Origin of the sequence: Streptococcus halichoeri, assembly GCF_009870755.1 — a bacterium.
GTDB classification, from domain to species: Bacteria; Bacillota; Bacilli; order Lactobacillales; family Streptococcaceae; genus Streptococcus; species Streptococcus halichoeri.
Window position 1 is genome coordinate 1 of sequence record NZ_WLZU01000019.1, and the last position, 26,335, is coordinate 26,335.

Annotated in this window: 24 protein-coding genes and 2 pseudogenes; 17 read left to right on the top strand and 9 right to left on the bottom strand. The window is 39.7% G+C overall.

Annotated features, from left to right (window positions below; genetic code table 11):
- Positions 1-188: 188 nt before the first annotated feature.
- A complete protein-coding gene (aao, locus tag GWD08_RS05815) occupies positions 189-1,364 on the bottom strand; it encodes an aminoacetone oxidase (protein WP_159548562.1) in 1,176 nt (391 codons plus the stop codon).
- 422 nt (positions 1,365-1,786) lie between these two features.
- Here aao and GWD08_RS05820 point away from each other — a divergent pair, with 422 nt between their 5' ends.
- The 5 genes and pseudogenes from GWD08_RS05820 to GWD08_RS05840 all read left to right on the top strand — a co-directional run bounded on the left by GWD08_RS05820 (position 1,787) and on the right by GWD08_RS05840 (position 6,480).
- Positions 1,787-3,766, top strand: coding sequence for an ABC transporter permease (locus tag GWD08_RS05820; RefSeq protein ID WP_167547769.1), 1,980 nt, complete (start codon positions 1,787-1,789; stop codon positions 3,764-3,766).
- Positions 3,766-4,390 (top strand): annotated as a pseudogene (locus GWD08_RS05825) (ATP-binding cassette domain-containing protein). Before GWD08_RS05820 ends, GWD08_RS05825 begins: the two are co-directional and overlap by 1 nt.
- Positions 4,387-4,878, top strand: a complete 492-nt coding sequence (locus GWD08_RS05830) for a hypothetical protein (protein ID WP_159548568.1) — start codon at positions 4,387-4,389, stop codon at positions 4,876-4,878. The pseudogene GWD08_RS05825 and the gene GWD08_RS05830 overlap by 4 nt, the downstream one beginning before the upstream one ends.
- Positions 4,879-5,173: 295 nt before the next feature.
- Positions 5,174-5,710: a DUF536 domain-containing protein gene (locus GWD08_RS05835; RefSeq protein WP_159545364.1), complete on the top strand. Its 537-nt coding sequence runs from the start codon at positions 5,174-5,176 to the stop codon at positions 5,708-5,710.
- A 182-nt stretch (positions 5,711-5,892) separates the two neighbouring features.
- The gene (locus tag GWD08_RS05840; RefSeq protein WP_159564718.1) at positions 5,893-6,480 is read left to right on the top strand and encodes a 3'-5' exonuclease; all 588 of its coding nucleotides are present in this window, start codon (positions 5,893-5,895) and stop codon (positions 6,478-6,480) included.
- Between the two features lie 352 nt (positions 6,481-6,832).
- Here the strand turns inward: GWD08_RS05840 and GWD08_RS05845 are convergent, their stop codons facing one another.
- The 3 genes and pseudogenes from GWD08_RS05845 to GWD08_RS05855 all read right to left on the bottom strand — a co-directional run bounded on the left by GWD08_RS05845 (position 6,833) and on the right by GWD08_RS05855 (position 8,901).
- Positions 6,833-7,132 carry a YbaB/EbfC family nucleoid-associated protein gene (locus tag GWD08_RS05845; protein ID WP_159545368.1) on the bottom strand — a complete coding sequence of 100 codons (300 nt, stop codon included), beginning with the start codon at positions 7,130-7,132 and terminating at the stop codon, positions 6,833-6,835.
- Positions 7,133-7,260: 128 nt separating this feature from the next.
- Positions 7,261-7,590 (bottom strand): annotated as a pseudogene (locus tag GWD08_RS05850) (transposase family protein); the annotation flags it as partial.
- 312 nt (positions 7,591-7,902) lie between these two features.
- A complete protein-coding gene (locus tag GWD08_RS05855; protein WP_159564720.1) occupies positions 7,903-8,901 on the bottom strand; it encodes an LPXTG cell wall anchor domain-containing protein in 999 nt (332 codons plus the stop codon).
- A 466-nt stretch (positions 8,902-9,367) separates the two neighbouring features.
- Here GWD08_RS05855 and GWD08_RS05860 point away from each other — a divergent pair, with 466 nt between their 5' ends.
- From GWD08_RS05860 to GWD08_RS05885, 6 genes are all read left to right on the top strand, one after another.
- On the top strand, positions 9,368-10,063 hold the full coding sequence (locus GWD08_RS05860; protein WP_159564722.1) for a hypothetical protein: 696 nt from the start codon (positions 9,368-9,370) through the stop codon (positions 10,061-10,063).
- A gap of 324 nt (positions 10,064-10,387) precedes the next feature.
- Entirely contained in the window at positions 10,388-11,692 is a 1,305-nt protein-coding gene (locus tag GWD08_RS05865) for an ABC transporter substrate-binding protein (protein ID WP_159564724.1), read from the top strand.
- An 88-nt stretch (positions 11,693-11,780) separates the two neighbouring features.
- Positions 11,781-12,659 carry a carbohydrate ABC transporter permease gene (locus GWD08_RS05870; RefSeq protein ID WP_159564726.1) on the top strand — a complete coding sequence of 293 codons (879 nt, stop codon included), beginning with the start codon at positions 11,781-11,783 and terminating at the stop codon, positions 12,657-12,659.
- A complete protein-coding gene (locus GWD08_RS05875) occupies positions 12,649-13,467 on the top strand; it encodes a carbohydrate ABC transporter permease (protein WP_159564728.1) in 819 nt (272 codons plus the stop codon). Before GWD08_RS05870 ends, GWD08_RS05875 begins: the two co-directional genes overlap by 11 nt.
- Positions 13,468-13,475: 8 nt before the next feature.
- The gene (locus GWD08_RS05880; protein WP_159564730.1) at positions 13,476-14,561 is read left to right on the top strand and encodes an ABC transporter ATP-binding protein; all 1,086 of its coding nucleotides are present in this window, start codon (positions 13,476-13,478) and stop codon (positions 14,559-14,561) included.
- A gap of 1 nt (position 14,562) precedes the next feature.
- Positions 14,563-15,378 carry a metallophosphoesterase family protein gene (locus GWD08_RS05885; protein WP_159564732.1) on the top strand — a complete coding sequence of 272 codons (816 nt, stop codon included), beginning with the start codon at positions 14,563-14,565 and terminating at the stop codon, positions 15,376-15,378.
- Between the two features lie 607 nt (positions 15,379-15,985).
- Here GWD08_RS05885 and GWD08_RS05890 read toward each other — a convergent pair.
- Positions 15,986-16,357, bottom strand: coding sequence for a helix-turn-helix domain-containing protein (locus tag GWD08_RS05890; RefSeq protein ID WP_159545382.1), 372 nt, complete (start codon positions 16,355-16,357; stop codon positions 15,986-15,988).
- Between the two features lie 169 nt (positions 16,358-16,526).
- On the opposite strand from GWD08_RS05890, the gene GWD08_RS05895 reads away from it, so the two are divergent.
- Entirely contained in the window at positions 16,527-16,742 is a 216-nt protein-coding gene (locus tag GWD08_RS05895; protein WP_269437392.1) for a helix-turn-helix domain-containing protein, read from the top strand.
- A 152-nt stretch (positions 16,743-16,894) separates the two neighbouring features.
- Here the strand turns inward: GWD08_RS05895 and GWD08_RS05900 are convergent, their stop codons facing one another.
- On the bottom strand, positions 16,895-19,180 hold the full coding sequence (locus GWD08_RS05900) for a Xaa-Pro dipeptidyl-peptidase (protein ID WP_159564734.1): 2,286 nt from the start codon (positions 19,178-19,180) through the stop codon (positions 16,895-16,897).
- Between the two features lie 22 nt (positions 19,181-19,202).
- Positions 19,203-19,862 carry a Crp/Fnr family transcriptional regulator gene (locus GWD08_RS05905; protein WP_159564736.1) on the bottom strand — a complete coding sequence of 220 codons (660 nt, stop codon included), beginning with the start codon at positions 19,860-19,862 and terminating at the stop codon, positions 19,203-19,205.
- 167 nt (positions 19,863-20,029) lie between these two features.
- Between GWD08_RS05905 and GWD08_RS05910 the strand changes: the two genes are divergently transcribed.
- The 3 genes from GWD08_RS05910 (at position 20,030) to gla (ending at position 22,778) form a co-directional block, all read left to right on the top strand.
- A complete protein-coding gene (locus GWD08_RS05910; RefSeq protein ID WP_159564738.1) occupies positions 20,030-21,229 on the top strand; it encodes an MFS transporter in 1,200 nt (399 codons plus the stop codon).
- A gap of 23 nt (positions 21,230-21,252) precedes the next feature.
- Positions 21,253-21,708, top strand: coding sequence for a universal stress protein (locus tag GWD08_RS05915; RefSeq protein ID WP_159564740.1), 456 nt, complete (start codon positions 21,253-21,255; stop codon positions 21,706-21,708).
- A gap of 218 nt (positions 21,709-21,926) precedes the next feature.
- The gene (gene gla, locus GWD08_RS05920; protein ID WP_159564765.1) at positions 21,927-22,778 is read left to right on the top strand and encodes an aquaglyceroporin Gla; all 852 of its coding nucleotides are present in this window, start codon (positions 21,927-21,929) and stop codon (positions 22,776-22,778) included.
- 201 nt (positions 22,779-22,979) lie between these two features.
- On the opposite strand, the gene GWD08_RS05925 is transcribed toward gla, so the two are convergent.
- A complete protein-coding gene (locus GWD08_RS05925; RefSeq protein ID WP_159564743.1) occupies positions 22,980-23,879 on the bottom strand; it encodes a sodium:solute symporter in 900 nt (299 codons plus the stop codon).
- A gap of 110 nt (positions 23,880-23,989) precedes the next feature.
- On the opposite strand from GWD08_RS05925, the gene GWD08_RS05930 reads away from it, so the two are divergent.
- On the top strand, positions 23,990-24,739 hold the full coding sequence (locus tag GWD08_RS05930; RefSeq protein ID WP_159564745.1) for a CppA family protein: 750 nt from the start codon (positions 23,990-23,992) through the stop codon (positions 24,737-24,739).
- Positions 24,736-25,662 (top strand): serine hydrolase domain-containing protein, encoded by a 927-nt coding sequence (locus GWD08_RS05935; protein WP_159564747.1) that lies wholly within the window; start codon positions 24,736-24,738, stop codon positions 25,660-25,662. Before GWD08_RS05930 ends, GWD08_RS05935 begins: the two co-directional genes overlap by 4 nt.
- A 224-nt stretch (positions 25,663-25,886) precedes the next feature.
- Here GWD08_RS05935 and GWD08_RS05940 read toward each other — a convergent pair whose 3' ends face one another.
- Entirely contained in the window at positions 25,887-26,324 is a 438-nt protein-coding gene (locus GWD08_RS05940) for a GNAT family N-acetyltransferase (protein WP_159564749.1), read from the bottom strand.
- Between the last annotated feature and the right edge of the window lie 11 nt (positions 26,325-26,335).

A 26,335-nucleotide genomic window follows, 5' to 3' on the forward strand; every position in this document is an offset into this window, starting at 1 on the left:
ATAACGCTTTGACGTTTCATTGAGGCTCACAAAAGGGAAAAATCGCTACTTAACGTGGCGATTTTTCTTTTTTGAGGGTTTGAAAAGCTATGATGGCTATGGAATAACTAACTACGGGAATGATTCAGCCATTGCTATGGACTTGCAGATACAAAAAGAAAACCTAGCCTAGTTTTCTTTCAATAGGTTTAAGCATGAGGGCAGCCTGCAACCCAGCCTGAACAAAGGGCAGCAGTAATGTTAAAGCCACCAGTATGGGCATTAATATCTAACACCTCACCGGCAAAATATAAGCCAGGAACTTGCTTGCTCTCTAGGGTTTTGGGATTAATCTCCTTGAGGCTGACGCCGCCTTTGGTCACAAAGGACTTGGCCAGAGACATCTTTCCCGTAATCGGAATGGCTAGCGCCTTAAGCTTGTCTTGGATGGCACGTTCTTGGTGTTTGGTCAGCTGCTTGACTTTGTCGGGATAAGCTGAAGCAATGAATTCGGCAACGCGTTCTGGCACCAAGCCTTTTAAAGCATTCTTGATTGACTTGTCACGGTGTTTAACCAGGTAGGCTGCTAAGTCATCATAGGAGAGCTGGGGTAACATGTCCAGCTGTGCGATTTCGCCGCCCGAGACAAAGGATGACAGACGCAGGGCGGCAGGGCCAGACAAGCCAAAATGGGTAAAGAGCAAATCATGGGTAATGTGATGCTGTTTGCACGATAAGGTGACATCGGTAAAGGAAATACCCTGGAGCGCCTTGTGGGGAAAATCAGTCAAAAGGGGACTTTCAGCAGCTTCTAGCTCAGTTACTTCTAGTTTAAAGTGTCGTGCGATGTCGTGCCCAAAGCCAGTAGAGCCGGTTGAGGGGTAGGATTTGCCCCCTGTGGTCACTATTAATTTTGAACAGTGAAAACGTTGCTCGGCTGTTCTGACTAAGAATAGGTCGTCCTCTTGTTTCTTGACAGAGACGACCTCACTATTGGTTAAGACTTGGCCATTTAGCTCAGTTATTTTGCTTTGCAAAGCTTCAATAATGGTTTTGGATTTATCACTTGTCGGGAACATCCGTCCATGGTCTTCTTCCTTGAGTTGGACGCCATTATCTTCAAAGAAAGCGATAATATCATGATTGTCAAATTGGGAAAAGACACTGTATAAAAAGCGTCCATTACCAGGAATACCAGCAATGAGATCCTCAAGACTGCCACTATTGGTCACATTGCAGCGCCCACCGCCAGTACCAGCTAATTTTTTACCCAGTCGGCGATTTTTTTCAATTAAGAGGGTTTTATCGCCATAAGAACTAGCTGCAATACAGGCCATCATTCCAGCCGGACCACCACCAATAATAATTGTGTCGTATTTTGTCATAGCCTTATTTTAGCATAAAGATAGGGGATTTAATAGTAATGTAAACGTGGGCAAAAAGGCAAGTGCGATGACTGCTGCTAGTAAGCTGACTGATCCTTTAGCTTGGTTAAGAGCTTGTCTCTTGTGAAATCATCTATTTGGAACGTAGGTTAGATGAGATGGCCAGCCCGCTTTTTTGCCAATTCAGAAATGGCTTTAGAGCACAAAAACAATTCGAAAAAGGCTTAATTTCATCAATCTATCGTTAATGAACCGTCTTGCAATATTGCATAAAATATGACACGATGTTAATAAAAACGCTGTATGATGACATGAAAATTAAATGTACACTAGAATTGCCTTAATTTTTAAAAATGGTGTATGAAAACTAAAGACCCAATAAATGATGATTATAGGGTCTTTTGTAATATAGGAAGTTGCTTATGAAATTTAAATTATGTGCCATTGGATTCTTCTTTTGCTTAATTGCTGCAATAGGTGCTATCAATATTAGTGATACGCAAAAACCTGTCCCTTTACCAATTGATGGTGCCTTTTCAATTCAAGGGAAAAGTAACCTTTCTAATAACGAGATATACAAAACGATTAGTAACCTCTCAAAAATGAAAAAAGTAGCCATTTATAAGCCCATCGTTCAAGATTCGGGTCAGGTGGCTTATCTAAATGTCGCTGATACAAACTCTGACCAGCTAAAGTCTGTGCCAATAACAGGGATGTACTATACCTTAGGGAAAATTGATGCAACGAGTTTAAAGCTTCTTAAGGCTACCGGATTGCAAACGGTATATATGGCTTATCCCTGGTATATAGGAGGAATGTTACCGTTCACTGGTACTTTAAGGTTACTGTTAATGCTATCACTTTACTTAACCTTATTAGTGGTTTTAGTTGTTGTTAGAATGAGACAGATTAAAGAAGGGGTGATAAGACGGTCTTTGGGCTTACCTGTATGCAATCTCAGAAAAGATTATGTTAGTTCGTTTACCCTTGAATTGGTTATGGTTGCTGTACTGATGATCTTTTATAGTCATTTTTGGGGTAGCGGTTTGTTCACCTACAGTTCTAAGTTAGTCTTTTCGATGCTGTTAACGAATGTGATTTTGTTTCAAATCATTGACCTGATTAGCTTTGTTCTATTTTGGCTGACTATTAAGGTTGAAAAACCTATTGAAATCATAAAAAACAAGGCAAAAAATAAACTCATTTTTGTCATATGGCTTGTCATTATTTCTACTATCATAATTGTTTCAGGGATTTTTTTACAAGAAACAAAGATTAGTCAAGCAAGAATAACCAGCCAAATCATTAATTTACAACCATGGGACACAGTAAAAGACTGGAAAAGGCTAGAGTTTTTGGGTATTGAAAATGCCTCAGTTACCAATGGAGCAGTAAAGGATTCAGGAGCTAAGTATATACAAATAGCTAGAGCCTTAAAAAAATTAGATTTTTTATATATCAAACCCTCTTCAGTATATGTTCCAGATTACCTGAAAAGTTCTCATTTTGCGGAAGATTTTTCTGAAAAGATGAAAAGTGATGGGATAACAGCGCCAGAAGTCAATAAAGAGCTGATTTATATCAACCAAACAGGTGCTACTGTTCAAAACAACGTTAATGGAACAGCCTATCACATTTTAGATCATAAGGTAGCAACCATCTATATTCCTCATAAATATAAAGAGAATAAGAAATCGATCGAAAATACCGTTGTGGCAGAACAATTTACTGGCACAAACTATACAAAAGAAAACCTTGCAGTGCAAATCATTCCTAATGGGAAAAAATTGTTTTATTTCAATGAGAATGGGACAACTATCAGAAAAACGAAAGCTCCGTTACCTTTGGCAAGTGCAGCAGACAGTACAGATAATATAGTCGTTGTGCTAGACACTGATAAAATGATCGCAAACAACGATTTTTCTTTGGCTAGCAATATCGTAAACAACTCCCTTTTTAGCCCGAAAGCGATAAAGAGCATTAATGATTTGAGCGTTAAGTTGCATTTTTCAATCAATCCAGTAGACGTTTACCAAATTGTAAAACTGAATATTCAATCCTTAAAGCACCAAATTTTCTTGTCAAAAATCTTGCAGAAGATGATTTACGGTCTTGTATTGCTACTCATTTACCAATATATTCAACTCTTTATTTCTTCAAAGCAAAATGACTATGTGAAAAAAATCATTTTAGGCCTCTCAAAAACACGGATAGCTATCTCAAGCCTCAAATATTTTATAATGACGATGACAATGGTTATCCTATTGACATTTATGATGACAGGACAAATAGAGTTATTGTATATTGGCATTGTTTCTTTAATCGTTGTAATCATTTCGACACTAATGAGTTTTCGAAAATTATCTGAAACATACACGCACATTTTAAAAGGAGATGACTAATGGCAATTGAACTGTTGCAGGTTACAAAAACATTCGGTTCAAAAGAGATAGTGACCAATTTGAATGTAACATTTGAAGCGGGAAAGAGCTATGCCTTGATTGGGGGTTCTGGTTCAGGTAAGAGTACACTACTGAACATTATCGGAAGACTCGAAAAAATAAACAGTGGAAAAGTTCTGGTTGATGGACAGGATATTTGGAAAATAAAAGAAAGAACCTTCTTTAAAAATATCATTGGGTATGTCTTTCAGAATTATTCTTTAATAGACAACAAAACAGTATATGATAATTTAAGACTCATCACTAAAGACAAAAAAAGTAATATCTGAGGCACTTGAAAAAGTAGGACTTTCTAGTGATTATTTAAATCAAAAAATCTATGAATTATCTGGAGGACAGGCTCAGCGTGTAGCGATTGCAAGAATGTTAATGAAGCCACGTCACATTATTTTAGCAGATGAACCCACCGGGGCTTTGGATGGCGAGATTGGAGAAGAAATCATTAGGTTATTATTGAGTGAAACAGCCGAAAATAACTATGTTATTATAGCAACACATGATCCAGCTGTCTATAATAAAGTGGATGTTATCATTGATATGAAAGATATAGGAAGTCACATATGAAAAAGAAAATGTATATAGCATTACTATTAATTGCTGGAATAATCGCTGTGTTTTTATTTGGAACACAAGTCATAAAAAAAGCAAATCCAAATAAACCTAGCGTAGCTCTAACAGTCTATACTATTTCGTCTAGTGATACCAAAAAATGGAATAAAGTAAAGCAATTTGAAACGAAAGAAGCCATATATCAAGTAAAGGTAAAAGAAGCCGCCTCTTCAAAAGAAGTCTTTGCAAACATCATTGCAGATGGAACGGCTGTGGGTTTTGGAGTTAGCGAAGAAGATGTTAAACAATTTAACCATAACTTAGATAGCACGATAGAAGATGCTAAGCATAACAAATTAATTGGAATAGACGTTATCACTTTTTCTGATGTTGATGAGGGATTTGTAGTAGCCAATTTTGACTACGGCAAAGAAGCATTTAATTCTCAGAAAAAAGAAAATAAAGCGTTGTATCGACAGCTCTATGAAGCATTTAAGAAGTAAAAAATGATATTTTCTTGAAAGTGATGTCCTTTCAAAAGAAAGTCTTGAGTTGTCGCGGAAGCAAGGTATGCTTTAGTTCGTCTAGGGGGCTATTTGCCACAATGATTTGGAAAAAGGAGGTTAGATAAGATCGCCAGCTAGCTTTTTGACCAATTCAAAAATGGCTTTAGAGCACAAAAATACCGCGAGAGCTTTTTCATACGTCGAGCCTCAACTGTAAACAAGGCCAAATTGACAGAATAAGGGGTTTGTGATACTATTTTTAATAAGAATATCCAGGAATAAAGAGGGCATTATGGCAATTGAAAAGACAGTTAGCGAACTAGCTGAGATCTTGGGGGTTAGCCGCCAGGCGGTTAATAACCGTGTCAAATCACTTCCAGAAGAAGACCTTGATAAAAACGATAAGGGTGTCACTGTGGTTAAACGTAGTGGCCTTATTAAGTTGGAAGAAATCTACAAAAAAACCATCTTTGATGACGAACCTATTAGTGAAGAAACCAAGCAACGCGAGCTTTTGGAAATCTTAGTGGACGAAAAAAACACGGAGATTACCCGACTTTACAATCAGCTAAAGGCCAAGGACCAACAACTAGCAGCCAAAGATGAGCAGATGCGGGTTAAGGATGTGCAAATTGCTGAAAAAGACAAGCAACTGGATCAGCAGCAGCAATTAACCGCTAAAGCTATGGCGGATAAAGAAACCCTCAAATTAGAATTAGAAGAAGCTAAGGCAGAGGCCACCGAGGCCCGTAACCAGGTGGAAGAAGTTCAGGCCGTAGCTACTGGCAAGAAGCGCTTTTTGAGCCGTTTCTTAAAGAATAAAGTGTAGGGAGTTAGATAAAAGCCAGCAGGTTTTGGCCCCTCCTCATACTTGGTGCAGCAGTAGGTGGCTTTAATGAGGCAAAAGCCAGTTCGCCACTAACTGCCAGATACTATTGTCTTGTACACATCACAGGAGCCGGGTTTTTCTTTGTACCTGGTTCCTTATTTTTTGAAGAATAAGGAAGAAAAATGATTACATTATCTGATTATATTGCCTTTGATTTAGAATTCAATACGGTCAAGGAGCAAAGCCATCTCATTCAGCTATCGGCCGTCAAATACCATAATCATCAAGAAATAGCCGCCTTTGATAGTTTTGTTTATACCGATGTTCCTTTGCAGAGTTTTATTAATGGCCTAACAGGGATTACAGCAGATAAGATTGCGCATGCTCCCAAGGTTGACCAGGTTATTGCTGATTTTAGCCGCTTCGTAGGGGACCTAGCCTTGATTGGTTATAATTCTCACAAATCGGATCTACCTATCTTGGCAGAAAATGGCTTAGATGTCGCTGATCAATACCAGGTGGACCTGTACGATGAAGCCTTTGACCGTCGTAGCACTGACTTAAATGGCATTGCCAATTTAAAATTAACCACTGTAGCCGAGTTTTTAGGAATAAAAGGCCGTGGCCACAATAGCCTAGAAGATGCCAGGATGACAGCGCGTGTCTATGAGACTTTTTTAGAGTTAGATGGCAACAAGGCCTATCTCACCCAGCAAGAAGAAGCTGCCACTGATAATCCTTTTGCTGCCTTGGGCGCCTTTTTTGATTAAAAGCGCAGCTATTTTCCCTCCAAAAGGTAAAAGCGGGCTGAGCGAGTCTTGCCTGCCTGTGTGTGGAGAGCAAGAAATTATTGGTAGACCGTGTCCCGAGCCGCTTGCAAGGGGGCAGGATGTGACAGCGCTTCCATAGATGCCGGGAAAGTTTGCAGCGGATGCAGGAGAATCCAAAGAAGTCCAAAGAAGCTAGCAGAGGAGACCCCTTTGTATGGATCTCAAAAAAGACAACCAGATTTTTAGTAAAGCAAAAACTAGCCTGAAATGTTGAACTGCATCCCAAAAGTTGGACAGAAAAAATCTAACTTTTGGGGTCAGTACATGTGCATCAGACTAGTTTTTTATTTCCTTAAAATGGTAATTTGCCAGCAAAAGCGCCGAGCGTTTTCTTGGTCGCCTCCTCAATCTGCGCAAGTGCATCATTGATGGCTTGTGTGGTCATATCTTGCAGCGTTTCCATATCCTCTGGATCAACAACCGCTTCTTTAAAATCAATGCTGACTAATTTCTTATCCCCAGTAAAGGTTGCAGTGACCAAGTCTTGCGCTGATTTTCCCGTAAATTGCATCGCAGCCAAATCCGCTTGCTTTTGCTCCATTTGCTTTTGCAATTTTTGAGCTTGCTTCATCATGTTTTGCATATTCATCATAAGATTTGCTTCTCCTAAGTTTTAATACTTACCCATTATACCATATAAAGCTAGGCTGCCAAAACGGAGTTAGGGGTATAGGCGTGTTAAATAACATTATAATGGCAGTGAGAACTCAAGGAATAGGGGATCTTCAATCTAAGAGGCTCAGAGATTTGGCAGTTCTTTCGCACCAAGTTAGTCTTGGCGACGGTAACCTTACGACAGCTTTTGCATTGAAACCGACGTTTTTTAAGCCTGATCAGACTAGGAAAGCCATTGATGTCAAGAAATGGGATTTTCGCCGGCTTTTGGAAGTCGTATTTTATCTGTTTTCCACCACAAGTCGGACACTCTTTAGGCTCATAATCCAGCCTTGCATAGACTTCAATGTGCGTTTCCCATTTAAAAACGTTGTCTAACGCTATATTTTTGTCTTTAATTCCGATTAATTCTGTGGTATTCTTAAGGTGTTCCATATGATGCTTTCTAATGAGTTGTTTTGTCGCTTTTCATTATAAGTCATATGGAACTTTTTGTCTGCATGAAAAAGGCCCATCATCTCCAGAGTGGATTTACCCACTACAGATATTATAGAGCCGAAATTGGCATCATTGACGAGCTCTCTTTTTAGTGTCATCTCAAAGTCCTCATCGTTAGCCTTTTTGGTCATCTCTTACTGGTAGTTGGACGTCCTCTTTTAAACGTTCCCTTACTGCCAGCTAAGCCTTCTTTTCTAAATAGTTACATCAAAAAACCTTAATGTCCGGGGGCATTAAGGTTAAGATAGTTTATTTTTTGACTCTTTTAGTGGCTACTAAGCCTAATCCTAAGACTGCTAGGCTGATTGCTCCTAACCAAGCTAGGAGGCTGGTGTTATGATCACCTGTACCTGGTAAGCTGGTTTTGCTTTTAGCATGAGTGTCAGCTGCGAGTATGTTTGTAGCTGGTTCTGTTGGAGTTTGTTTGTTAGCGGACTGGTTAGCAGCTTTGTTCGTGTTTTTGGAGTTGTCTTTTGGAGGTTGTGGCAGCTCTTTATCAGTGGCTGCTTGGTTGTGATGGTTGGTATCAGTGGCTGTTTTATCTGCTGCCTGGTTCTTGTTTTGAGGAGTAGGTGCGGGCTTTATTTCTTCTGATTTTAGATAGTAAGAGCGATCTTCGCCAGGCATAGCATGGGCAACATAGGCTAGGTTATTAACCGTGATGTCGTAAAAGCTTCCTTCAAGAAGGCCTTCTGAAAAGACGGCTTTACCATTTTGGTCAGAAGTGAGCGTTTTGACTACTTGGCCTAGTTTATTTTTTAAGGTAACGCTTTGTCCAGGAACAGCTTCGCCTTCTTCATTATAAACCGTAACAGTTAGGGGTGTTTTACTGTAACTTGGCGCTGCTTCGCCGTTTTTGGCTGTAGCGTAGAAACTTGCTTGAAGCTGTGCTCCGGCTTGGTCGGTACGAACGGTGTAACCTTGATTGATGCCATCAACTGCGACGCTATAATTTCGTGCCAACTCCAGATTGGTAAAGGTGGCTTGTCCATTAGTATTAGTAGTTACACTAATTTGACGACCACCAGCCCCATTGGTAATATCGGTCAAGGTAACTTGTCTACCAGAGAGTGTTTTACCATCTTGTGCTAATACAGTGGCAGTGTAGCTAAAACCTTGTTTGCTAGGACTTGTCAGTGCACTTGGTGTTAGCTCATGAGCTTTAACAGGGCTTGGTCTACCAGCTAAGGCAAGGCCTAGTGTACTAACAGCCATGATATTCATTAGGGTTAATGTTTTGTGATTCATTTCTTCTCCTTCTATTGGGGTGAAAATACTTAACCGGTTAATTATATTTAAGAATAACACCTCCTGAGAACTTTGTCAATAGGCAAGAGCCAGATTTCAGCATAAGACTTTGACAAGTTCTTTGCTTCTGCTTTACAATAGAGACAGAGATAGCTTGCTAAAGCTACCAGTTCATCTAGCTTTTTATAATGACGAATAGTAGCTAACCGACCAGCGCCATCTGTCACCTACTCCTAAATAGCCAAGGCTGGCTTAAAAATCTTATTGTGAGGGGAGTTGTGCCTATATGCTTATTGGGCTTATCTAAGCCAGTAGGAATTCACGGTGAGTTGTAAGCTTGTTTTTGTAGCACTATGCGAAGAGGCTGGTCAATCCTAGCTAGTCTTGTGATAGCTGGCTACAGCTAGGAGAAATTGGTATTAGCTTTGCTATGCTTTAGCTAAACTATGGATAAGGAGAGACTATTATGACCAAGCTTAAGGAGCTCCAAAGGGCCAATAATGTTTTAGAAAAGCAACTTAAGGCTAATTATGCAAAGACCCATACGGATATGATTATCTATTTGAGAGGAGCTAAGATTAATGCCTATAATCAAGAAGTGGTTCGTGAAGAAGTGACGCGTTTGTTGCTGGATGGGCAAGAAAAAGGGGCGCACTTAGATGAGGTGATTGGGTCTAATCCGCGAGCTTTTATGGATAGGGCTATTGCTCAGATGCCGCAACAATCGGTCAAGGAACAGCGTTTAGAACGCTTGCAGACAAGCGTGTTGGTGGTCTTGATTTTTTTGCTGATTTATTTTATCCGTGATGTGTTGGCGTCACTAGGGACATGGCTAGTCTGGAAGCAAGCCAGTTGGCCAGTGGTGCATCTTAGTACGGTAGATTTTTTAAGTCTTGTAGTACTGGGCTTGCTCTCGGTACGGTTGGTTAATACCTTGATACATTTTAGCTACGCGGGTACTAAAAGAGCTAACAAGCGACGCTTAGTGATTGATGGCTTCTTATTTGTGGTGTTTGTGGCTAGTCTCCCTTTTGCTTATCGTTTGTTGGAGTTTGGAGAAATCACAATTGCCTTTTGGCTCTATGCCTTGATTTTACTGCTTTTATTTGCTACTTATAAATGGCTGTCGGCTTACATTGAAAAGCACTATTACCAGGGATGATTGGCAATCGTTGGTTTAGCTCTGCTGGAATCAGACAAGGCCTCTTTTTATTTGCTTAGAGCCTAGACTACAAACAAGCTTGCTGTGACTCTAGTTTTTCTTGGGTCTTTCAATCCACTTTCACAATATTTAGGACATTAAAATTGGCTCAGGCCTTTTTTCTCTTTTACCGTACCCATTTTAAGATAGACGTTATAGACCTCTTTACATAAACTTTACAGAAACTTTATTGAAATCTTAAAAACTCTTTACACTTCCTTTGTATAATGGAGGTGTAAATGTAAGTGATAACGAATTTAGGAGAAATAGAAAGCGAGTTTGTAAATGGAAAAGAGAAAGTTTAAAACGTTTTTTTGTTCTATGGTACTTGCAGTAGCCACTCTATCCCTTATTTCCTTTGGTAACAAACGTATTGAGGCTAAAACCTCTAATACTGGTAAAAGAGTTACTATTGAATATTGGCATGTTAATGCTGAAACACAGGGTGGAAAAACAGTTAAAGAGTTAGTTGATAACTATAATAAATCGCAAAATAAGGTCAAAGTAGTTGCTAAATATAATCCTGATATGTATAAGGGTTTGATGCAAAATCTTCAAGCAGAAGTTTCATCAGGTAAAGCTCCAGATATTGTTCAAGTTGGCTGGGCTTTTAAAGATTATTTTTCTGAAAACTTTGATTACACAGATCCGGAAAAATTAGTCAAATCAGTTGATCCTGATCATGCTTCTTACTTTAAAGATCATTTCTTACCTAATATTATGAATTTGTCTAAGAATAAGAAAGGCTATATTGGAATTCCGTATTCTATCAGTAATCCAGTTCTTTACCTTAATAAAGACCTTTTGAAAAAAGCTGGTTTGGATGAAAATGGACCAAAGACCTGGGAAGAAGTTAAAAAATATTCAAAAGTGGTTCAAGAAAAGACAGGAAATTATGGTCTTTATATTCAAGAACCAGCAGACTCATGGGCTCAACAAGGCCTTTTAGAAAGTAACGGTGCCAAAATCATGTCAAAAGGAAAGGCAAGCTTTAATAGTAAAAATGGCAAAGAAGCTTACCAACTTTATCAAGATATGGTAGTCAAAGATAAAACGGCTCTTCACACCACATGGGAACAAGGAATTCAAAGTTTCATTGATGGCAAAGTAGCCATGTTATACACAACTATTGCTCAAAGAAACAATGTGCAAACCAATGCCAGTTTTGATGTTACGGCTGTAAAATCGCCATCGTGGAAGGGTAAGAAAGTAAAATTACCGGCTGGTGGTGCTATGTTAGCGATTACTGCAAAGAAAAAAGCTAAAAAAGCAGCAACCTGGGATTTTATTAAATATCTCTACAGGGTTGAATCCATGGCTAAGTGGACCGAAGGAACGGGTTATGTTCCGCCACGCAAAGATGTGGCTGACTCTGAGAAGGGTTTGAAGCAATTTTTACAAAAAAACCAGATGATGACACCAGCCATTGAACAAATGGATAGTATGGTAAGTTGGACGTCCTTCCCAGGTGAATCGGGTCTTGAAGCAGAACAAAAGATGATCGAAATGCGTGACCAAATCTTAGGGGGTGCTAATGTTGCTGATACCCTGAAGAAAACTCAAACTGATATCAACGCGTTGATTAATTAATCATGATAATTCATGATGATTGATACAGTTAAATAAGATAAAAAGAGGTTGAACCAATAAGCTCAACCTCTCTTGTTAAGGAGATGTTATGTTTAAGAAACAGTATATGGGTTATGTCTTTTTATTCCCTTCTCTGCTTTTTTTAGGAGTTTTTGTATTTTACCCTTTAGTTAACACCTTCTATTTAAGCTTCTTTAAGTGGAATCTAGTTTCATCTCATAAAGAATTTGTTGGTTTGAAAAATTATATCAAGGTTTTATCTGACCCTATTTTTCATAAAATTGCTATCAACACCTTCTTTTATCTGCTAATATTTGTCCTTTTTTCTTGCTTTTTGCCTTATATCGTTGCCTATGTCATGGATGTGATGATTAAGAAGTGGAAAAAGTTTTATACAGGACTCTTCTTTGTCCCAGCTGTTGTTTCTTTGGTAGTGGTATCTATGGTGTTTACCTGGCTATTAAATCCCATATCGGGTCCGGTAGCCATTATTTTAAGAGTCTTTGGCATTAGAATGCCAATCTGGAGTAATCTTAATGGCTGGGTTATTGCTGTTATCGCACTTATGACCTCATGGAAGGTCTTTGGTTATAACTTTATTGTATTATATTCTGCTATCATGGGGATTGACCGTGAGATTATTGATTCTGCTAAGTTGGATAAGATACCAGCTTGGACACTGTTCATTAAAATTATCATGCCCATCTCAAGCGCCACAGGTATCTATATTTTAATTATTACGATTGTGCAAGGATTACAGTATGTGTTTACTCCTATCAAAATTATTACCAAGGGGGGTCCACATTATGCTAGCTCAAATTTGATTTATCATTCCTATCAGAAAGCTTTTGAACTGTATACAATAGGCGAATCCTCGGCTATTTCAATGATGACTTTAGTCTTGTTTGCGGTTTTATTGCTTTTAACCTTTAAATATATTGAAAGTAAGGTCTTTTATGAAAACTAAATCTAAATTTGTCTATCATCTTTTCATGTTGGGCATTTGTTTGGTTGTTCTCTATCCCATCTCATTCATAGTAGCAAATGCTTTTAAACCACTGAAAGTTGCCTATCATACTGTATTATCGCTTATTCCTAATCCTTTTACCTTAGAGAACTTTCGAAAATTATTTGATAGTTTACCCTTAATCAGTATTACTTGGAATACTTTCTTTATTGCTACGGCCATTACCTTATTAAAATTAGTACTAGCCTTCTTTGCAGCTTATGCTTTTGTTTATTTTAAGGTTAAGGGGCAACGCCTCTTATATATCTTTATGATTTCAACCCTGTTCATTCCATTTACAGTGACTATGATTCCCAATTATTTGATGATATCAAAGCTAGGCCTGCTGGATACATCTTGGGGTGTTATTTTACCACAAATCGCTGATGCCATGGGGATCTTTTTATTAACGCAGACCATGCGGGGTATTCCAAGGAGCTTGATAGAAGCAGCTCATTTAGATCATATTTCTCAAAAGAAGATTATGCTGGGAATTGTTTTTCCACTTATTAAGCATTCGCTGACATCAACAGGTATTTGGTTTTTTATCACATCTTGGAATGAATTTGTCTGGCCAGTCTTGATCTTAAAGTCGGTCAAACAATTTACCTTACCATTAGCCATGCAAATGTATATCAGTTCAGAAGGAGGGACCAATTTTACCATGGCGATGGCTATTAGCTTGATGAGTATGCTCGTTCCTCTACTATTGTATATTTGTTTTCAAAAATATATTATTTCAACTTTTATTTCATCAGGAATTAAATAGGAATTATTATGGGAAAAAATATCAGATTATCAGCACTTTATAAAGCGTATGGAACAACAGCTGTTTTAAAGAATATCAATTTAAAAATTGAAGCAGGTGAGCGCCTCGTTCTTTTAGGGCCTTCTGGTTCTGGAAAATCAACCTTATTACGTATGATTGCTGGTCTAGAAAGCATTACTTCTGGGGAGCTTTATATGGGGGGCAAGCTAGCTAATCACCTAGAATGTGGTGAACGAAATGTCGCCATGGTTTTTCAAAATTACGCTCTCTATCCTCACATGACTGTTGGGGAAAATATTAGCTTTGCTTTAAAAGCTAATAAGGTCAAAAAAGAAGTGATTCAAGAGCGTCTGACAGAAGCATTAGACATTTTGGAATTAAGTTCTTATAAAGATCGTTACCCTAAGGAATTATCAGGTGGTCAACGCCAACGTGTGGCCCTTGCGAGAGCTATTGTTAAAAAATCAGACTATTTTCTTTTGGATGAACCTTTGTCTAATTTGGATGTTCGTTTGCGATTAGATGCTAGAAAAGAACTAGTTAAGTTACATGAGAAGTACAGACAAACCTTTATTTATGTTACCCATGACCAAATGGAAGCTATGACCTTGGCCGACCGCATTGTTGTACTTAATAACGGGGCAATTCAGATGGTTGATAAGCCTGAAATGGTTTATGCTAGACCAGCTAATTTATTTACAGCAACCTTTATTGGATCGCCTGGCATGTCTATCCTAAAAGGACAGCAAGAAAAAGGCAATCTCTATATTAATGATAATGAGCAGAAAGTGGGGCTCTCTCGTGCCTGGAGCCGTCATTTAGTTGATAAAGAATATATGTATGTTGGTATTCGTCCAGAACACCTCCATTTAGACAAAGGGGGTGGTATCTTAAAGGGGACAATAAAATACAGTGAATTACTTGGTCAACATTTTGCTTACACGGTTACTATTGGTCAAGAAGACATTATTGTCTTACATGATAGTAAGGCATTTACCATTGGCGAGCAGGTGGGCATTAACTTTTCACAAGACAAGCTGCACTTTTTTGATGCTGAAACAACACTTAACTTAGGCTACCCTGAGGAGGTTTAACATGAAGTTTTTACATTTATCGGATACTCATATTCGTCGTGATTATCATTCTGACTGGTTCACTGATAATCTTTTTTCAGACACTTTTAACCCAACCGATAATCTTCGCTTTTTGTTAAGCAGTCTTAATCCCAAAGACTATGATTTTGCCTTAATTACTGGAGATTTAACTCATGAAGGACAAGCAGAAGATTATGCCTTATTGCGAACCATTTGGAAAGACTATATGGGAGAGCTTCCTTATTTCTTTTGTCGGGGTAATCACGATCAACGCCAAGCATTTTTTGAAGGGATGGAAATTCCCCTTAATGCCAGTCTGACTTATTTTAATGTTGCTGAATTTGAGGGCTTACGCATTATCAGTTTAGATAGTGCCCAAGATAGCGATCATGAAGGGTATATAAGTCAAGAACAATTAGAGCAGTTAAAACATGCCTTGGCTAAACCAAGCGAAAAAGGCTCTATTGTTTTGTTACACCATCCATTAATGTGGGAAGATAAAACGATTGCTACTAGTCGTCCGGCTGACTTTGATCAGATTATCGCTGCAAGTGATATTAAGGCTATTTTTGTAGGGCATATTCATATGGGCAGTATGGCGACTTATCAGGGCATCCCTCAAATTATGGCTGAATCAATGGCTTTTGGCACAGATGAATTTCCAGATGAATCAATTTTTTCCAATCGGACGGGTTATAATGAGATTGTCTTAGAAGGCGAGCAAGTTTATGTCTATGGACATTTGGTCAGTCCCGAACAAAAATTACTAGGTCAATTATCCAAACCATTTGATAATCATATTTTTAAGTCCTACTAAAAAACAAGCAAGTCAATAGCACAAGAAAAAGACAGAGTCTGCATCTGAACCGCACCCCAAAAGTTAGGCAATTGATATGTCCCCCTTACACTGGATTAGACCAGTAAAAAGGGTACATATCATAAATCTAACGATTGGGGTGTTTTTAATGAAATTAAGTTACGAAGATAAATCCTCTAAGGCACCAATTTTTAGTAGCGAATGCTGTGGCTAGACCAGGTCACTACTCTTAGAACTGTTGACATGACAGTATTCTGGGAGTTTTTTATTTTCAGCGAGATAGTAAAAAAGATTGAAGAAAAAGGTCACAATGGACTTTTTTCTTCAATCGAAGTTGATAGCTCATGTCGTCAAGCAATAAAAGCTCCTTGGGTATTTTTGAAGTAGTACGTAGTAATTCGCTAAAGGCGCAGCTGTGTTAGCACATCCTGCAAGACTTGCTGCGGTGCATAGGACTGTATGTCTCGCCTTGACCTTATGCTTAGATACAAAGGCTGCATTAGAATCTGTCTGACAGTGCCTAAAAATGGGTGTGCGCGAGCCATTACTAGCTACTTGTGGCTATAGGCAATAAGCAAGTACAGAAAAAAAGGGTGATAGAGTAATCTTACTTATTTTTCTTTGAATTGTTGGGTGTTTGATCATCTAGGAGTTGCTGGCCATATTGAAGGAGTTGGTTGTAATTATCTGGGGTCAGCTTTTCAGAAATCATTGCTAAATTATCCAGATCGCGGTGATTGGTTTCATAAGTAACGCCCTGACGTAAATCGGTTTCCATCAAAGCACTCAGAGTGACATCAAAGACAATTGCAATTTCTCTCAAGAGGTCGGATTTAGGAGTATATTTCCCCTTTTCCCATTCACTGATTGATGAAGCACTTTTGCGACCGATTTTCTTAGCAAGTTCTAATTGTTCCATTTGTGCCTTTAATCTAAGGTACTTTAGGTTGCTAGCAAAATAATTGGGACTTTGACGCATATTAGCCTCCTCATTATGATATGAACCTTATCATATCATAAAACGCCTAAAAAATGAAGTTTGATTATAAGAATTGAATAAAAAGGAACCACAAAACAATTGACTTCATAAAAACCGAAGTTTATAATGGTAATAACATAATAATTTAATCAAGGAGGTGTTAAGGGTTTTGTCACCATTGAAAGAATTACGTCAGGCTCGTCGCATGACCCAGGAACAATTAGCAGATCGTAGTGGGGTTTCGATCAGAACGATTGCGAGGTATGAAAAAGATATTAATTTACTACGTCGTGCCAAATATGAAAAGCTAAGAGCCATCACTGAGGCCTTGTCGGTTTCTGTTGATGATATTTTTTTAGATGACATTTCGGTTTTATTGAAGTGAAACTATTAAGCAAAAGAACCTGCTCTCTTGGGAATAGTGACCATCCATGGCTTAAGGTCGTCCCAGCATTGAGCAGGTTTTTTTCGTTTCTTAACGGCTCTAACGAGCAGCCTTTTAAGCACTAATAGCATAGCTGAGCTGACAGGCTTATCCTAGGGCTCTAAGGTAGGGAACTGAATATAAGACTGACCAAGGTCAATTGTCAGGCTATAGTCTTGATTATCACGGATCGTATGCTCAAAATCAGTCGTATACAAAATCAAATCAACTTGGTCGCCTGCTTTAAGCTGATAAATACTAGGCTGTAAATGCAGTGTGAGTGTCATCCATTGGTTTGGCTCAACGCTTTCAACGGTGAGTAGGTCGAATCGATTTTGCAGGTTCATAAAGCCTTTGGTGATGACCTGGTAAGGTGTTACCACTCGCGGCAATTCTTTAAGGGCCTCTCTTTGGAAATGTTGCCCATTATCAAGAGCCTGATGAGCAATAATAGAAGGAATATCCTTGAATCGCTTCTTGTGTCCCGTTTCGAGCAATTGGGCAGATAAGAGGCCAAAGTTGTGGCTTGATTTTAGCCGTAAGCTTAGGCTGACTTGGCCATTTACCAGTAAGTCTTGTGTTAACTGTAAAGGAACGCGGACTTGTGGTGTACGCTGTGCAAATAAGTCCTGCTTAAAGGTTTTAAAATCTTGACAATAGGCCTCAAACCTCTTGCTATCTGGATAGTGATTAGCCAGGCTTACCACCTCTTGACCAAGAGCCATTTTAACTTGGCTGTCTCCACCAAAGGTCGGAAGAACTTTCCAACTTTGTTCATGATCATTAGCCTGCCAGATAACCTCAGGCAAGCTAAAGTGGTTGCTTTGATTCAATAATTTTTGACAAAGCAAAGCATTCATTGACTCGCGAAAGTCAATAGATTGCCAATTGTGCATGTAGACGTGTTCGCCGTGATGGACAAAGAGGTGTTTTTTGATGGAAGATGGCAGAGCATGGAACATGTGATAGACCTGGCTTGGCTTGACATTCCAGTCCTGAAGGCCATGCGTAAAGACTACCTCGCAGCGCACCTTATTGGCAAATGGCAGATAGTTGCGGTCATGCCAGAATTGATTATAGTCACCGCTTGCGCGATCAAGGGCCTGACTTTGCTTGGCTAATTCCTGTTGATACCACTTATTATGGCGTAAATAATCACCTGCCAGCAGATTACGGGAGTAGGTTAATTCGGTCAAGACATCTAGATCTTCACCAGGATAGCCGCCGGGACTGCAAACGAGACCATTTTCGCGGTAATAGTCATACCAACTAGAGATTGCCGACTCGGCAATGATCACTTCTAATCCTTCAACACCGGTAGTTGCTAGCCCATTTGACATGGTGCCTAGATAGGATTTGCCGGTAGTAACAACCTTGCCAGATGCCCAGTCGGCTTTGACCAATTGCTTTTTAGCAGGGCTACTATAAGCGATAGCACGCCCATTGAGCCAATCAATGACCGCCTTAAAACTTTCCACTTGGGCATAGTCACCGCTAGTCATAAAGCCAGTAGAGCCAGCTGTTCCAATACCTGCTACGTAAATATTAGCAAAGCCACGCGCCAAAAAGTAATCATTTAGACTATAAGAGTCAATATGGCTAAAGCTTTCTTGGCTTTGGCCGCTTGGCAAGTCCACTATGTGCGCAGCGAGCGTTTCAAAGGCGCGGGTGGTTACCTGGATGCTTTGTGGCGTTTTAACCGTTAGCTTTCCTGTCATCTGGTGTAGCTTTTTATCATTGGCAACCTCATTAATTCCCTGATGATAGGGACTGGCGGTCATGACTGTAGGGATTGGCTCAGACGTTTTAGGGCGAATAATCAGAGTTTTCACGAGATCGCGCTGGCCATCTTGGTCGGTATCAAGGGGGGCTTCCACATAGACAACTTCACGGATTAACTGGCTCGTATCAAACGTAGCAAGTGCTTTGCCATTAAAGAAATGATAAGTATTATCAGCCAGCAGCAAGCCTTGACTGACTAAGTCATCTACCAAAGTCATCCCATTTTTCGTTCGTGTTGCTAAGAGCTGATAGAGGTTTAAAATGACGTGACCACTTTGAAAATCAATCGGAAATTGAATGCTTTGGCAAAAAGCTCCGGCATCGGTAAAGTCAACAAAGGGGACAAAGCCTAGTAATTGTAAGGCTAGGTATTGCCAGTGTTCACTGGTCAAGTCAGCTTGCGATTGAAAAAAGCTAAGAGCATCAGTCTGTGCATCAGCCACTAATAGACTGAGTCCATAGTTGCTATCAGCTTGTTGAAACAAAGTCCGGCGGATAAAAATCTCGACATTTTCCTTGTCACTCTTATCTTGGTCTAGCAAAAAACCTAGTTGATGTAATTCTTCTAGGGCATTTTGAGTTGGTGTTGGAATGAAACTGAATTGATTATAGCGCATGGCAACTCCTTTTCTGATGTGCTTAAAAAACAATATAATCCATTAATTTTTCACTATTGGTGATGATAATGTGCTGTTTATCAATGCGGATGACCTTATCATTTTTTAATTGCTTTAAAATCCGGCTGACGCTACTGGCAGCGGAAATCCCACAGAATTTGCCCAGGTCTTCGTTGGTAATCACAAAATTGATATAAATATCACCATTGCTTTTTTGTTCGCCAAACATCTTGCTGAGATCATAGAGTTGGGTAGCAATGGCTCCGATCCGTCCATTGGTTAACATGCATTGCATTTTTTTCATAGATTTTTCCAGTCGACTATGGTAAAAATCTTTAACATAGCCTTGGAGCTCCAAATCATGCTCAATATCGTTTAGAAATTGGGCCCGCCGCACCTTATAAAAATGGGCTGTCTGCGATTCAATGCGCACATTATATGGCTCACCCATGTTTTGGGAATAATGCGTATTGAGAATCGAAGTAATCTCTAAGCCAGTGACATAGCGTAAATTAAATTCCGTCCCGTATTTAGAGAGGACACTTTGTTTGACAATCCCATCTTTGAGAATATAGGTGTAATCTTCTTCTAGGCTTTCAAATGTTAAATATTTATGATAGGCTTTTTCAATAATTGGAAAGTCGTGTCTGTTGATGTAATCTTGTAAAATCTGATGATTCACTCTCTTCTCCCAATGTTTCGATTTAGCAGACCTGCTTAACATTTGCTAACGTGATCTGATACTAGCACATCTATTATACCATTGAAATATCGGAACTTCTCAAATTTTTGTAAAATGTTTTTGAAAATAAAAATGAAAATAAAATTGAAAAGGGAGTTCTTATTTCAGTGGAAGAAAAACTATTTAACAAACATTTTGTTGCCATTACCCTCTTAAACTTTATTGTTTACATGGTGTATTACCTCTTTACTGTTATCATTGCTTTTATTGCGACCAAGGAATTAGGGGCTAGTACTAGTCAGGCCGGTCTAGCTACAGGCATCTATATTTTAGGGACTTTGCTTGCACGTTTGATTTTTGGCAAACAGCTCGAAGTTTTTGGGCGTCAATTAGTCTTGCGAGGGGGTGCTATTTTTTACCTTTTGACAACTTTGGCTTATTTTTTTATGCCAAGTATTGGCATTATGTATTTGGTTCGGTTTTTAAATGGCTTTGGTTACGGAGTGGTCTCAACGGCAACGAACACCATCGTAACTGCTTATATTCCAGCACAAAAACGCGGAGAAGGGATTAATTTTTATGGATTATCCACCAGTTTAGCGGCAGCCATTGGGCCCTTTGTTGGGACTTTTATGTTGGATAATCTCCATATTAATTTTAAAATGGTCATTGTCTTATGTAGTCTATTGATTGCTATTGTGGTTTTGGGAGCCTTTATCTTCCCTGTCCGCAATATCGTGCTAAATCAAGAGCAATTAGCTAAGACCAAATCCTGGACAGTTGATAGTTTTATCGAAAAAAAGGCATTATTTATCACTGCGATTGCCTTTATGATGGGGATTGCCTATGCATCAGTGCTAGGTTTTCAAAAACTTTACACCACACAAATTCAATTAACCAGTGTCGGAGCCTATTTCTTTATTGTCTATGCCTTAGTCATTACTGTGACGCGACCTGCAATGGGGCGTTTAATGGATACTAAAGGGGAAAAATGGGTCCTTTACCCATCTTATCTCTTCCTAGCTGGTGGGCTTGTTCTCCTAGGCAGTGCTGTAGATGGCTTTACTTACCTGTTATCTGGCGCCTTAATTGGCTTTGGCTATGGAACCTTTATGTCTTGTGGTCAAGCAGCTTCTATCAGAGGAGTTGAAGAGCACCGTTTTAACACAGCCATGTCAACCTATATGATTGGTCTTGATCTTGGTTTAGGGGCTGGACCTTACATTCTTGGTTTGATTAAGGATGCTTTTCTTGGAACAGGTGTAACATCATTTCGCTATCTCTTTTGCTTAGCAGCAGTGATTCCGGTAATATGTACTTTAATGTATTTTTTAAAAACAAACACAAATTCAGACGTAACAGTCTAAATGATTTATAAAGGAGGCTAAGGATGACCCAACATTATCAACGAATCATGGTCGCCATTGATGGTTCTTATGAATCGGAACTGGCCGTAGAAAAAGCTATCAATGTGGCACTAAGAAATCAGGCGTGTTTACTTTTGACGCATATTATTGATGTGCACGCCTATCAAAATGAAGGCGGAGCGGTCAGTGATTATGTCTTTGACCGCCAAGAGCAAGAGTCAGCGGATGTTTTGGCTTATTTTGAAAATCAGGCAAAATTAAAAGGATTGATCAATATTAAGAAAATTATTGAAATTGGGAATCCAAAGACCTTGCTTGCTAAAGATATTCCTCTAAAAGAAGAAGTTGATCTAATCATGGTAGGAGCAACAGGTCTAAATACCTTTGAACGCTTAATCATTGGCTCAACATCTGAATACCTTTTGCGCCATGCCAAGGTTGATATGCTAGTCGTTCGTGATAAAACAAAAACCATCTAGCTCAGACTAAAAAATGCGGCATTGGACTCCACTCCAAAAAGTTAGATTTTTCGTCCAACTTTTTGGGGCCAGTCCAGGTTGCGTTCTTTTTTATGGTGAAAATGAGTCTTGTGCTTTTGAGAGAAGGCGATTTTAATTTTTAATAAGCTTTACTATATGTCACTTCCTTGATAGAATGGTACATGTGTTTAACACAAAAATTATTGGAGGAACAAGGATTGATTGAAATTACTTGGACTGTGAAATACATTACGGAGTTTATTGCGACAGCCTTTTTGATTATTTTGGGGAATGGTGCTGTAGCAAATGTTGATTTAAAAGGTACAAAAGGCCACAAAGCTGGCTGGGTCATTATTGCTTTAGGTTATGGCTTTGGGGTGATGATGCCTGCTCTTATGTTTGGGAATGTATCAGGAAACCATATTAACCCAGCATTTACCCTTGGTTTAGCTGTATCTGGTCTTTTCCCATGGGCGCATGTTTTACCTTATATCATTGCACAAGTGTTAGGTGCTATTTTTGGTCAAATCGTGGTGGTCACTGTCTATCAACCCTACTTTGCTAAAACTGAAAATCCTAACCACATTCTGGGATCATTTTCAACTATTGCAGCAGTTGATGATGGAACCAAAGCTAGCCGCAAAGCATCCTATCTTAATGGCTTTTTAAATGAGTTTGTTGGCTCATTTGTCCTGTTCTTTGGGGCTTTGGCCTTGACGAAGAATTATTTTGGTGTTGAGCTGGTAGGTAAGTTGGTGGAGGCAGGTTATGATCAAACCACCGCTGCTACACAGATTTCACCTTATGTTACAGGATCACTAGCAGTGGCTCACTTAGGTATAGGTTTCTTAGTGATGACTTTAGTGGCTTCACTTGGTGGGCCGACAGGTCCTGGTTTGAATCCAGCTCGCGACCTTGGACCACGGCTTGTTCACCATTTCTTGCCTAAATCAGTACTTGGTCAGGCAAAAGCAGATTCGAAATGGTGGTATGCCTGGGTGCCTGTCCTTGCGCCAATTTTAGCTGCCATCGTTGCTGTTGCTTTATTTAAATATCTTTACCTGCACTAAGAAGCCCACCAGGCTTTTAAGAGTTTATGAATTGGCCCAGCTGGGCCTTTTTTTGCGGCTGCTATTAATGGCAGGAGTTAAAAACGCCAAGAAGAGCTGATTGTAATGAGCTTTCTTGGCGTTTTTAAATGATTTGTCTGTAGGTTCAAGGCTGGTGCTAAGCGGCTTTGTCTTGCTGTTGTGAGTGGGCTGGTTTTTTGGTTACATATTTTTTTGCTGTGCTAGGCTAGAGATGACAAAAGAGCGCAGCAACATCGCACCGGTAAACATAACAATAATGACCACTAATACTTTTAAGCTGTCAATGTCAAGGTTGGTTAAGAAGAAAACAGCGAGTAATACTCCTAAGACCCCACCGACAACCATACCTGCAAAGCCATTCCAAGAAATCCGATCCATTTTGATGAATTGACGGCTAGAAGCAGTCATAATCATGGCGGCATCAAGCATCATTACAGGCATGGCTACTGCTGGACTAAGACCCATGAGTGAGAAGAAAATCAGCTCAGGCGCATAGTTACCAAGCCCCATGGTCATTAAAACACCAATCGTAAAATTAAAGATGATTCCTACCAAGAGCCAGATGCCGTGTAAGCCGTGCTGAGAGTGATTAATATCAGCACCAGGATTTAAGACCATGCGAAAAATCATAATCAGTGAAGCCAGGATGAGCAGGCCGCCAAGGATTCCTTGGACTGTTGGGGTATGCCAATTTTTGGTGATTTTTGTTCCCCAAAAGGCCCCTAAAAAAGCGGCAGCAGCCATACTAACTAGGGTCACCACTTCCACTTTAACTACAAAAATGAAGCACAAGGATTGGACTAGGACAGGAATGGCATGCGCGGCCGTCATACTTCCGGGCAATTTGCTGTCATCATCAACTAGCTTAGTTACTTTAAAGAGGGTCGTAGTGGTAGCAAAGGAACCTATCCCTAGTGTATCTAGGGCATCTGTCAAAAGACCAACCAAAAAACCGGTCATAAACCGGTTAAAAGGATTGATCTTGTGCACGGTTAAATGGTGATAAAGGGTATAACTGATATAAAGGATTGCCATGATCAGCAAAACTTGAATTAATCGTAAGATGAGCATTTCATTCATAGCATCTAGTTTACAAAAAAAATCTTAAGTGGTCAATCCTGTTTATAACGCAATAATTCTTGTCAAAATGCGATTTATTAGCTATAATAACAGAGAATTAGGAGGAAAACATGGCTTTATTAAAAAATCTTGTCTTCAATACCCCGGTATTGCGTGTTAATGATCGAGAAAAAAATATCGAGTTCTACCAAAAGGCCTTAGGTTTAAAGCTAGTATCTGAAGAAAATGCTATTGCCATTTTCACCTCTTATGGTGATGGTAAAGAACGGTTTATCATTGAAGAATCGCCAGCCTTTCGAACCCGCGCGGTAAATGGAAAAAAGAAAGTCAATACTATTACCATTAAAACCCGTGATACCAAAGGCATTGAACAGTTAATCACACGTCAGCTAGCAAGGACGGTTTACCAAGGCCACAAGGGCTATGCCATTGAAGTCTTATCGCCTGAGGGAGATCGTTTTATCCTGCATGCCGAAGAGGATCTTAAAACCTTACATGAAGTTGATGCTCCTCAGTTTACACAAGACCCTGATTTTAAAGGCCTAAATGATTTTAGCTTTGAACAAATTACTTTAAATGTCCTTGATCAGCAAGCCTGTCTGACCTTTTACCAAAAGCTTTTTGCAGACCAATTTCCGATTGCTTTGGATTTTGTGCTTGCTCAAGGACCTGATTTGGCCATTGAACCAACAATGACATGGGATTTAGAAATATTAGAATTAAATGTTCCTCAAGCAACCGACCTGGTTGCTGTCAAAGCTGATTTTGAAGCCAAAGGGCTTACGGTCTATTTAGATAAGAAGGAGCGGGTCTTGGTTGTTTCTGATCCCAACCTTATTGAAATTTGGTTAGTCAAATGACCCAAGAACTTATAACACTTATCACGAAGCACATTCAGCAAAAGAAATACCCAGGGGCTAATTTAGCCCTTTTTCGTCAGCAACGCTGGCAGGAGTATTCTTTTGGTACGCGTGATGGCCAAGAGCCCTTGGATAAGGATGCCCTCTATGATTTAGCTAGCGTCTCCAAAGTTCTTGGTGTGGGGACACTATGTATCCAGCTTTATGCTGCGGGACGTCTTGAGCTGGATGTGCCCTTGACGGCTTATTACCCGGCTTTTCATGATTCTAGTGTAACGATTCGTCAATTGCTGACGCATACTTCTGGCTTGGATCCTTTTATTTTGCATCGGGATACTTTGTCTGCCAAGGAATTACGTGCGGCCATGAATCAGTTGCGGGTGACTGGTGACCATAGTTTTCACTATACCGATGTTAATTTTGTTCTGCTGGGCTTTATGCTGGAATACCTTTTTGAGCAGGATTTAGCTCAGCTTTTTGCTCAAAACATCTTTACTCCCTTTGGGATGACCCAGACCAGTTTTGGTCCACGTTTAGCAGCAGTCCCAACGGTGCAAGGCATATCAGATGGTTATGTCCATGATCCTAAGGCTAAGGTTTTGGGGGTAGATACGGGCTCAGCTGGGTTGTTTTCGACTCTTTTGGATTTGGAAAAATTTGTCGCGGCCTACCAAGCTTCTACTTTTTGGGCTCAGCTCTTTCAAGACTATAATAGTCAAGGAGATCGGCCACGTTCACTTGCTTGGCGACTTTCGGGGCAATGGTTAGATCATACTGGTTATACGGGGCCTTTTATCATGCTCAATCAAACAGGTCAGGCTGCTATCTTTTTGACGAATCGGACCTACTATGGCGATGATCGTAGGCAATGGGCCAAGGATCGTGACTTGCTGATGGCGGCGATTACAAAAGCGTTGCTTTAAAAGTAGCTGGGCAAAACCAAGCGTAATTATCAAAAGCACACAAAGGCGGATTCCTATTGGTGGAAAACGACCTTGTGTGCTTTTTCTTAAGCTTTTCAAGCTATAGAAGTGAAAGTTCAAGATTTGCTAAACTTAAAATGATCTTGTTTGAGCCTCTTTGCTTGGTTGTTGTGTGATGGCAGTTTTTAAAATCAAATGATGGAGTGCTATGCTAGCAGCCCCTTTTAGAGGACTTTTGTCATAGTAAGATGCTCAATACCTGCTTCAAAAAAAGGCTCCCCTTGAGGCAAAAAGCCAAAGTTGGCATAAAATGCTTGTGCCGTTAGCTGAGCGTGTAACGTCATTTGCCTCATAGCTTGCGCTTTGCAATAGTCAATCACCTTTTGCAGCAAGTAGTGACCTAATCCCTGTCTACGATAGGCTTTAGCAACGGCAAACCGCTGGAGTATGACCTTTTCCCCTTCTGGATCTGGGAGAATCCGGCAGGTTGCTAGTGGTTGATCTAGATCATCGTAGAGGACAAAATGCAGACAGAGCGCTTCTTGGTCATCGATTTCTAGTGCTAGGGGAACGCCTTGTTCTTTGACGAAAACTTGCTGGCGCAGGCGCAGGGCATCAAGATAGACTGGTGCCAGTGTATTACGTGTTTGTTTAACTTTCATATTTTAATATT

Excerpts from the sequence above, each read along its gene's own strand:
- aao (WP_159548562.1), bottom strand. The coding sequence starts at position 1,364 with ATGACAAAATACGACACAATTATTATTGGTGGTGGTCCGGCTGGAATG.
- GWD08_RS05820 (WP_167547769.1), top strand. The coding sequence starts at position 1,787 with ATGAAATTTAAATTATGTGCCATTGGATTCTTCTTTTGCTTAATTGCT.
- GWD08_RS05830 (WP_159548568.1), top strand. The coding sequence starts at position 4,387 with ATGAAAAAGAAAATGTATATAGCATTACTATTAATTGCTGGAATAATC.
- GWD08_RS05835 (WP_159545364.1), top strand. The coding sequence starts at position 5,174 with ATGGCAATTGAAAAGACAGTTAGCGAACTAGCTGAGATCTTGGGGGTT.
- GWD08_RS05840 (WP_159564718.1), top strand. The coding sequence starts at position 5,893 with ATGATTACATTATCTGATTATATTGCCTTTGATTTAGAATTCAATACG.
- GWD08_RS05845 (WP_159545368.1), bottom strand. The coding sequence starts at position 7,132 with ATGATGAATATGCAAAACATGATGAAGCAAGCTCAAAAATTGCAAAAG.
- GWD08_RS05855 (WP_159564720.1), bottom strand. The coding sequence starts at position 8,901 with ATGAATCACAAAACATTAACCCTAATGAATATCATGGCTGTTAGTACA.
- GWD08_RS05860 (WP_159564722.1), top strand. The coding sequence starts at position 9,368 with ATGACCAAGCTTAAGGAGCTCCAAAGGGCCAATAATGTTTTAGAAAAG.
- GWD08_RS05865 (WP_159564724.1), top strand. The coding sequence starts at position 10,388 with ATGGAAAAGAGAAAGTTTAAAACGTTTTTTTGTTCTATGGTACTTGCA.
- GWD08_RS05870 (WP_159564726.1), top strand. The coding sequence starts at position 11,781 with ATGTTTAAGAAACAGTATATGGGTTATGTCTTTTTATTCCCTTCTCTG.
- GWD08_RS05875 (WP_159564728.1), top strand. The coding sequence starts at position 12,649 with ATGAAAACTAAATCTAAATTTGTCTATCATCTTTTCATGTTGGGCATT.
- GWD08_RS05880 (WP_159564730.1), top strand. The coding sequence starts at position 13,476 with ATGGGAAAAAATATCAGATTATCAGCACTTTATAAAGCGTATGGAACA.
- GWD08_RS05885 (WP_159564732.1), top strand. The coding sequence starts at position 14,563 with ATGAAGTTTTTACATTTATCGGATACTCATATTCGTCGTGATTATCAT.
- GWD08_RS05890 (WP_159545382.1), bottom strand. The coding sequence starts at position 16,357 with ATGCGTCAAAGTCCCAATTATTTTGCTAGCAACCTAAAGTACCTTAGA.
- GWD08_RS05900 (WP_159564734.1), bottom strand. The coding sequence starts at position 19,180 with ATGCGCTATAATCAATTCAGTTTCATTCCAACACCAACTCAAAATGCC.
- GWD08_RS05915 (WP_159564740.1), top strand. The coding sequence starts at position 21,253 with ATGACCCAACATTATCAACGAATCATGGTCGCCATTGATGGTTCTTAT.
- GWD08_RS05925 (WP_159564743.1), bottom strand. The coding sequence starts at position 23,879 with ATGAATGAAATGCTCATCTTACGATTAATTCAAGTTTTGCTGATCATG.
- GWD08_RS05930 (WP_159564745.1), top strand. The coding sequence starts at position 23,990 with ATGGCTTTATTAAAAAATCTTGTCTTCAATACCCCGGTATTGCGTGTT.
- GWD08_RS05935 (WP_159564747.1), top strand. The coding sequence starts at position 24,736 with ATGACCCAAGAACTTATAACACTTATCACGAAGCACATTCAGCAAAAG.
- GWD08_RS05940 (WP_159564749.1), bottom strand. The coding sequence starts at position 26,324 with ATGAAAGTTAAACAAACACGTAATACACTGGCACCAGTCTATCTTGAT.